Origin of the sequence: Palleronia sp., from assembly GCF_042089775.1 — a bacterium.
Taxonomy (GTDB): domain Bacteria; phylum Pseudomonadota; class Alphaproteobacteria; order Rhodobacterales; family Rhodobacteraceae; genus Palleronia.
Map to the genome: position 1 here is coordinate 1 of NZ_JBELKF010000115.1, position 7933 is coordinate 7933.

8 protein-coding genes are annotated in these 7933 nt (G+C 59.7%); 3 read left to right on the forward strand and 5 right to left on the reverse strand.

Annotated features, from left to right (window positions below):
• The 4 genes from ACFDS3_RS17670 to ACFDS3_RS17685 form a co-directional block, all read right to left on the reverse strand.
• On the reverse strand, positions 1 to 381 hold a 381-nt coding region (locus tag ACFDS3_RS17670), incomplete at its 3' end, for a DMT family transporter (RefSeq protein WP_375263679.1).
• Positions 382 to 902: 521 nt separating this feature from the next.
• Positions 903 to 1634, reverse strand: coding sequence for a hypothetical protein (locus ACFDS3_RS17675; protein WP_375263672.1), 732 nt, complete (start codon positions 1632 to 1634; stop codon positions 903 to 905).
• Positions 1618 to 2223, reverse strand: coding sequence for a hypothetical protein (locus ACFDS3_RS17680; RefSeq protein ID WP_375263673.1), 606 nt, complete (start codon positions 2221 to 2223; stop codon positions 1618 to 1620). Before ACFDS3_RS17680 ends, ACFDS3_RS17675 begins: the two co-directional genes overlap by 17 nt.
• Positions 2224 to 2778: 555 nt before the next feature.
• Positions 2779 to 3324, reverse strand: coding sequence for a hypothetical protein (locus ACFDS3_RS17685; protein WP_375263674.1), 546 nt, complete (start codon positions 3322 to 3324; stop codon positions 2779 to 2781).
• A gap of 163 nt (positions 3325 to 3487) precedes the next feature.
• Here ACFDS3_RS17685 and ACFDS3_RS17690 point away from each other — a divergent pair, with 163 nt between their 5' ends.
• From ACFDS3_RS17690 to ACFDS3_RS17700, 3 genes are read left to right on the forward strand one after another with little or no spacing between them, the layout of a single operon-like run.
• Positions 3488 to 4909 carry a hypothetical protein gene (locus ACFDS3_RS17690; RefSeq protein ID WP_375263675.1) on the forward strand — a complete coding sequence of 474 codons (1422 nt, stop codon included), beginning with the start codon at positions 3488 to 3490 and terminating at the stop codon, positions 4907 to 4909.
• A gap of 23 nt (positions 4910 to 4932) precedes the next feature.
• Positions 4933 to 5766, forward strand: coding sequence for an OmpA family protein (locus tag ACFDS3_RS17695; protein WP_375263676.1), 834 nt, complete (start codon positions 4933 to 4935; stop codon positions 5764 to 5766).
• Entirely contained in the window at positions 5763 to 6650 is an 888-nt protein-coding gene (locus ACFDS3_RS17700; protein ID WP_375263677.1) for a hypothetical protein, read from the forward strand. The genes ACFDS3_RS17695 and ACFDS3_RS17700 overlap by 4 nt, the downstream gene beginning before the upstream one ends.
• Positions 6651 to 6882: 232 nt before the next feature.
• On the opposite strand, the gene ACFDS3_RS17705 is transcribed toward ACFDS3_RS17700, so the two are convergent.
• The gene (locus ACFDS3_RS17705; protein ID WP_375263678.1) at positions 6883 to 7566 is read right to left on the reverse strand and encodes a hypothetical protein; all 684 of its coding nucleotides are present in this window, start codon (positions 7564 to 7566) and stop codon (positions 6883 to 6885) included.
• Positions 7567 to 7933 lie beyond the last annotated feature (367 nt).

The following is a 7933-nucleotide window of genomic DNA, read 5'->3' on the forward strand; positions in this document are numbered from 1 at the left end:
CCCAGCTCCCACCGCCGAAAGCCGGAACAGGCGCACCTCCTCGCCTAAGAACATTGCAGCGAGGATCACCACCATCAGCGGCGCCGCGTAGCCGATCGCCGTCACCTCGGGGAAGGGCAGCAGACCCAGCGCGGTGAAGCCCAGCCCCATTGCGGCGGTGCCGACGACGCCGCGCCACAGATGGCCCATCGGGTTGGGGGTTTCGAGACCGTGACGCAGCTCGCCGCGCCATAACAGCCAGACGATGATCACCGGTAGGGCAAAAAACGAGCGGAACCAGACCGCCTCGCCGGGCGGCACGTCGTTTGAAGTCGCTTTGATGATCGCGGCCATGGCGACAAAGACGCAGACTGAGGCGGTCTTGAACAGGATACCGCGCATCGGCTGCTGGACCGGAGCCGGTCGCGGCGCGGCGGGCGCCGTGGAGATGGCGGGCGTTTCGGGGCGGGGCATAAAGGATCCTTTCGCCCCGACCCTAGCCCCGCGCGCGGCAAGAGCAAGCAGCTGGCAGCGGCTTGACACTACGGGCGTCGGGCAAGCTCCACGACGACTATGGGGGGCGCCACCCGATGACAACCACTCCAAGGGCGAAGTCATCCTGCCCTGCCTGAGCAACATCGGCTGCGGCGTAGTAAAAAAGCATACAGCCCTAGCAGGTCGTTGTCGTCCGGGACGCGACCGAGAATTTCGTCGAGGCCGGGTAAAAGCCCTTTCGGGGTGACTTGGAATGACAATACCCGCCAGTGATGGCCCTCACACCATACGCCCAGAAGCCGGTCGTATTTGGCACGGCGGCAACGCCGGCGAAGGCGCTGGCTCCAGTAGACAGAAGATCGGCAGGGGCCTTGGAGCGGCCCCGAAGACAAAAGGCAGATCAAGAGCGCACTTCAGCCAAACGACCACTATGCCAAGTTTAGAAGCACATCCATCGTCATCGCTGTTCCGACACCGACACCCATGAGTTCCAGCGTCGAGCGAACTTGCCGTGCATCGAGCGATTGCCCCTGCAACGCCGCTCGCGCATGTAGCCCAGCGCCGATCAGGGCGGACGTCACCATGCCATCTTGAACAAACCCGTTGAGGCTTTCCCCTGCCAACTCCTCCAATGTGTTTTGGGTCATCGCTGTGATTTCAGCATTGCTCACCCCAGAGTCCGTAAGCCGTTCTGCGAACGTGCTGCCCATCGCCGCGTAAACCTCCGATGTCGCCATCACGTCGACGTCCGGATAGCGCGCAAAATGCTCGATGATTGCAGCGGGGTCCTGCACGGCCTTGAGCTGCACCTCTCCGATCACGGCCCCGTCGACGACGAATTCGAGGTCGGCGCCTGGGTGATTGGCCTGCTCGAAGAGCTGCGCTCCCATGTCATCGCCATCGCCGTTCTCTGCCCGCTCAACTAGCATTTCATGGAAGATGCCCTTCACATTCGAGACAACACCACGCATCTGGTCCGGGCCGAGATTACGTAGATAGGTGCCTAGTTCCGCGTCGGAGGCATCGGCTAGATCGGAGGCCGACCGCCTGAGGGCGGCGAGCACCAGGGCTTGGTCAGACGTCCAGTCCTCGTGCTTGCCGTCGATGAGCTGCTGTAACGTAACGGCAATGGCGACGGCGGCGCTACGACGGGTCGGCATGGGCTTCTAGCCTCGCAAGATAGGATCGCAGGTTGTTTAGGTGCCCCCTTAGGAGCGTGCGGTTGTATACGTTGAGATCGGCGAAACGTCCTGCGCCGAGAGCAGTTTCGACCTCTTCCATGAGCGGTATGATCCCGATCCTTGACATGAGCACGACCTCGCGGCGGCTGATCGGTACCTCCGCCGCCAAGGTATCGCGAATGGCGGCTGTCAGTACGCTGCAGGCCTCTAGGATGCGCATCTCCGCTTCGGACAGCTCCTCCCGTCGGCGCGAATGGCCGAGGATTGCGCGGCGGATTTTGATTGAGCCGTAGATGCCGGCCCCCAATGCCCCGGCCCCGAGGACGAAGGTTCCCGCCGCCACACCGCCGCCTACGATGCCCCCAATCCACGCGAGCGTTGCAGACGTTTTGGCCGCACCCGAAAGCCCGGCGAGCGCCGCACCCGTGCCGGCATATCCGAACGAGCCGACTAGCCCGGTGACAGAAGTGGCGAAGGCTGATCCGACTACGGCGTTGCTGGCCACTCCCATCGCCACGCTGGCCTTGTGGTCGGAAACTTGCAGGATACGAGCCGAGATCGACGTCAAGAACCCGTTCAGTCGGACGAGATCTTGGCGGGAATCGGCATCGGTCTCAATCATGGCCCGACATTAGCCAATCCGATGCCGTTAGGCGAGGCACAGCATCTAGAGCAGAACGCCGCATGGCAATTTTGAGATAGGTTCATCAGGCTATAGCCGAAATAGACAAGCGGACTTCATTCACCGCGAACCTAGGTCCCCTTGGTCCGCTGAGCTGACCTCGGATCAGACCGCAGCGAAGGTTGGCTTTTGTCCCCTTGTGCCCTAGGCTGCGCAATCCTTGAACCTCGCAAAAGGGCTGACCTCGACCTTCCGCCCCATGCACCACGAGTGGCCGGATTGGGCCAATTGCGGCACAGGAAGCGTCGCCCCTTCCGATGGGCAGCGAACTGCCCGCTGGCATTTACAGCACCGGCCAATAGATCCTTGCATAGTTCCATCCTCAGAATCGGGGCTACCGCCATCACGGTCGTATGACAACTGGCGTAGCCGGCCGACCTTTTGCCATTCAATGAGATGGGCTTCTACTTCCTTAGTCCTAGCTGCCACTTTGAAGTAGCACTAGAGGCCGGGAAACTGATCATTCAATAACCTCTGTAGGCCATGCCTTATCATGTACTTCCGGAACGGCTCGCGCATGGCTGGGCGCTTACGAAGCTCTTCGTTGACCTGCTGCACGAAAGCGGCGTGGTTATGCAGGGCAGCCTGGAAACCCTCTCGATAATGTTTTGCGGCTTCCAGATCATTAGGCAGGTTGATCGGCTCCATTGGGGCGCCTTGGCGCACCCATTCGGGTTCCGGCTGCTGCTCTAACGGACTAGGCTCGCCGAACTCTAAGGAAACTTGCGCATAGATCTCACGCATCCTTGGGGTCGCGTCTAGTTCCTCTTCCCGGCTCGCCTCTTCGCGCGCCAGCATGAGACAGCCCTTTACGCTCCCTTCGAAGTCGGTGAACCACAGAGTGTCGGTAAGCATGCCCTCCGTTCTCAACCTGAAAGCCTCGGAACGCTGGGCCATCCGTCCGGCAGCCTCGTTTAGACGCTGGGCACCTTGTTCCAATTGCTCGGCACCACGCGTGAGACCGGCTAAGAGCGACCTGATCGACATTATATCCTCACTTCCGAGTATGCTTTAGTGGTCTGCAGTGACGGGCAACCAGTGCGGCATCCAGCCGAAAACTTTCCACCTGTCATTGCATCTATAGCTTGCATCATGTTGCTTCAGCAAAGGGCAAAGAGCACTGCCCAATCGGGCAGCGGAGCAAGTGAACATGTTGGATCAAATCTATCGAATTAGTGGTGTAATCATGTCGGATGGCATGACCTTTTTCTTCTGCGTGTTAATCCTGGCATGGTTGGTCACGGCTCTCGTTGCGCTGCCTCTCGCGAGATCCAGTCGGTTCTTGGAATCGTTGATCTCGATCACTCCGAACGGCCTTGCGACCTTGGGTGTTCTGGGAACCTTCACCGGCATCCTGATTGGTCTTCTGGATTTCAATGTGGAGCAGATCGACGAGAGCGTTCCGGAGCTTCTCTCTGGCCTCAAGATCGCCTTCACCACCAGTATCGTGGGCATGGCGGCGGCCTTGGCCTTCCGGGTAGTCAAGGCGCTGGTGCCTGCCGGCCCTGCCTCGGAGAGCGTGACCGGTGGGCATCTCTATGAAGTGCTCCAGGAGATGCGCGATGTCTCCAAGCGCTCCGAGGGCAAGATGGAGGAGCTGCGCAAGGCAATCAGCGACGATGGCAACCAGAGCCTTGTGGGGCAGGTGCGCGAGCTGCGCTTGGCAGTGCAGGATGGCGACAAGGCTCTCATCACCGAGTTCAAGAGCTTTGCCGACCACATGGTCGAGAACAATCAGAAGGCAATCATCGAAGCACTGGAAGAGGTCATCAAGGATTTCAACGAGAAGCTCACCGAGCAGTTTGGCGAGAATTTCCGCGAGTTGAACACGGCCGTGACCGGTCTGGTGGAATGGCAGGACCAATACCGCGTCCACGTCGAGACGCTGGAGGAGCGCCATCAAGCCGCCGTGACGGCGATCGAGAGTGTCCGGGCAGCGGTGGAGGTCATTCAGTCCAAATGCGAGCGTATTCCCGAAGCCATCGAGCCATTGGGCGATGTACTAGAGGCGCTCGACACCCAGACCGTGGCGTTGGAGGCCAAGCTCGAAGCGCTTGCCGCTCTGCGCGACCGTGCAGTCGAAGCCTTCCCGGTGATCGAGGAAAATCTTGACAAGCTCACCACCCGCATGGAAGCGGCTGTCGATGGCGTGGTGACGCGCTCGGAGGAGGCTCTACGCGCTGGCGAAGCGTCGCAGGCCGAAATCCAAGCTGGCTTCAAGAACTACATCGACGGCGCCACCAAGGCGCGTGCGACCTTCACCGAAGAACTCGACAGCGCCATGCGGCAGATGTCCGAACGAACATCTAAGACTTTTGAGGAACACGACGCACATATGCGGGAGGCCGCTCGTGAAGCCGGTAAGTCCATCCAGGAAAGCTGGGCGCAGTCCCAGAAGAAGATGGAGGAGCACTACGGTGAGTTCGACGAGGCCATGCAGCAAGAGCTGAACCGTGCCCTCGAGTTGCTAGGCAAGAACCTCGCCTCGCTGTCTGAAAAGTTCGTGGAAGACTACACACCGCTGACTGAGCGCCTACAGAAGGTCGTGGCCATGGCTGAGCGGGCTGCCTGATGCGTCCGCTTCTCGGACAGAGCATGCTGGATGACGACAGCGAGTGGATGTCGGTGGCCGACCTCATGGCCGGGCTGATGGTCATTTTCCTGTTCCTCGCGGTCGTCTTCATTCGCGTCTTCGAGGACGACGTGCCGGACGTGGACCCCCCGAAAGAGCCGGTCGAGCTGATCTTCTCATCTCAGGAGCCAAGCGGCTCCCTGCTCGGGGATCGCGACTGGGTCAGGCCAGATCTCGACTTTCCAGTTCTGGAGGACGAGCCGGTGGTCGAAATCGTCGAGCAGAATCTGGAAATCAAGAAGATCGTCCACACTTGGCAGCAGAAAGAAGAGGCGATCTACGAGGCCCTGATTGAGGAGTTCTATAAGGATCTCGACAGGTGGAATGCCGAAATCGAGCGGGAGACCCTGCAAGTTCGCTTCCGCTCGCCGGAGGTGCTATTCGAGAGCGGTCGCTCCGATCTGCGTCCTGAATTCTCCGCCATCCTGCAGGACTTCTTTCCGCGCTATGTCGGCGTCATCGATCGCTTCCGTGCCAACATCGATGAGGTTCGGATTGAAGGGCATACCTCGTCTACATGGAACCGGGATACCACTTCCGAGGAAGCCTACTTTCTGAACATGGCGCTCTCGCAGCAGCGCACGCGCGCGGTTCTCAAGCATGCAATGTCGTTGTCAGAGGTCACTCCCAGCCGGGACTGGCTGCAGCCGCTTCTGACCGCGAACGGGCTGTCCTCAAGCCGGCCGATCCTGACTACTGATGGCGTGGAGGATGTTGACCGCTCTCGCCGCGTGGAGTTCCGCATCCGTACCACCGCCCGGGCCGAGATCCTTCGGATTCTTGAGGTCAGCCAGTGAAGATAGACCTCAAGTTTTTCCAGTTGGATGGGTTGCGTCAGAAGATGGGCGCCTCGCTATCGGAGTGGACGCTGAATGGTGGGGGGCTGTCGCCGCGCAAGAAGCTGCTTGAAGAGTTGGAGAGAGGCGTCGAGATTGATCTCGACGAGGTCTCAGGTGATATGGGCGGCCTGCTCACTTACAAGGGCGAGCAGGTTCTCCTCTATATCAAGGATACCAGATCTTCGCGCTGGACTTTGGAAAACGAGCCGGAAAGATCACGCCGGTTCCACGTGGCCGATTGCAGCACATTGCAGAGCATGCGGGCCGAAGGACGCTTCGAAAGATACGTGGCCACCAACCGGTCAGACGACCTGTTCCTCGTGGATTGGTGGGATCAGGATAGCGGGAAGCGGGGGGAAACCGAAGCGGCCTTGAAGGTCTGCAAGAACTGCTTGAGGGAGCTGAATTGGCGGGGTTACGACCGCACGCCGGATCGGCTCATGCTGCCCGGAGGGGGTTTGCAGGCTCGCAACGAGATCTGGGAGAGCTTCCACCTCTCGGAGTTCCTTGGGGAGTACTCGACCTTTTTCCGCGAAATGCCGTCTCGTACGGAAGCGACCGCCAAACTCGATGTCTATGTCAAGGACTGGCCGAGCATATCCGAAAAGCGCCGTCGCGCGATGGACTGGACCTGTCAGAAATGCCGGGTCCGCTTAGCAAGTGTTCCGGGCGTCCTGCATACGCATCACCGTAACGGAGTGAAGACCGACAACAACCTCAAGAACCTTGAGGTGCTATGCGCCTGCTGCCATGCCGAGCAGCCGTATCATCAACATATGAAGATACCAGAGAATGTACGCGCCAAGATCCTCGATTTGCGAAAATTGCAAGGCTGCAAATAGCGAGGTGGTTCGGAGAGGTATCGCCCCACCTTCACTGTAGGCTGACCAGTTGTATCCATCACAAAGCCCTTAAGTCTTCTTCTCTTGCCTCTTTTTAACAGGGCCTCCGCCTCCTGAGTCGCGCGGTTTGCCCGGCCGGTGAATCCACTCGATGTATGCAAGGCCGCCGACCAGCTAGATCCCGGCGACAATCAGAATGGCGTATTCGTACGGCATCTGGTATCCGATCTCGTCAGAACCGGCGAGCGAGATCCACCACGACCGCCGGGTCCGCTCCGGCGGTGAGCCACTCAACGGGTGTCACCATTCGCCCTTGCCTAAGCAACGTCGGCTGCGGCGTAGTGAAGAAAGCATACAGCCCGAGCGGGTCATTGTCGTCAGGGACTCGGCCGAGGATCTCATTGAGGCCTGGCAGAAGCCCTTTGAGCGTCACTTGGAATGCCAACACGCGCCAATGGTGTCCGTCGCACCATACGCCCAAGAGGCGGCCTTCTTCTAAACGCTCCCTTAAATCCGCTTCCTCCAGGCCGGTAAGGCGCGAAGTTTCGGCGAGTGTTAGTGCCCCGCCGACGAGTTGTTCCTGAAAGGCCAGTGCCTCTAGAATGTCACTCTCGACATCCGGTCTGCCGAACCCCAGTTGCACGAGGAGGTCGTGTTCGACGGGGCTCAAGCGCTGCCCTTTTTCCAGTCGCAGTCGCGCCGCGCGTAGCCGAGCTAGGCAGTCTTCAAAGCTTACGTGCTCTGCAAGGAAATGCGCCGCGCGTTCTTTCGCCATCCCCACCTCATCCGGCGACGCATCTGGCCGTACGTTCATCACGAGACCGACGATGGGCGATCCAAGGTAGAAGACGCGGCCGCCACCGTTGCCGGTCTGACTCTCGAACTCGATCAAGTCCGGGTAGATGACAAGCGACATACGGACCTCATGGTCACCACTGGAAACAAGAACATAAAGTGAACATTGACGAGGCTCAGCGGTTCCGTCAATGCTTCAGTTATGCCTAGGGGGATCTCTTCACCGTCCGAGCTAGTGACTTCATCGGCGCGGCCGACGTCCCAACACAATCAGCTACGCTGTCGCCTGTGAAGGCGTGCGCCTGGATGTATGACGCGGCGGCTCACCTGCGGTCGTTGGCAAGGTTGTCGTAGACGATCCAAGCGTAGAGGACGGCACCAGAGCCGCACGCACTGCAGGCCCGGCACTTGGCGCGATCGATAACGTCCTGAACCGTGGCTTCCACCGGCATCGTGGGCAGCAGCTCGGACACGCGGATCGAAGATTG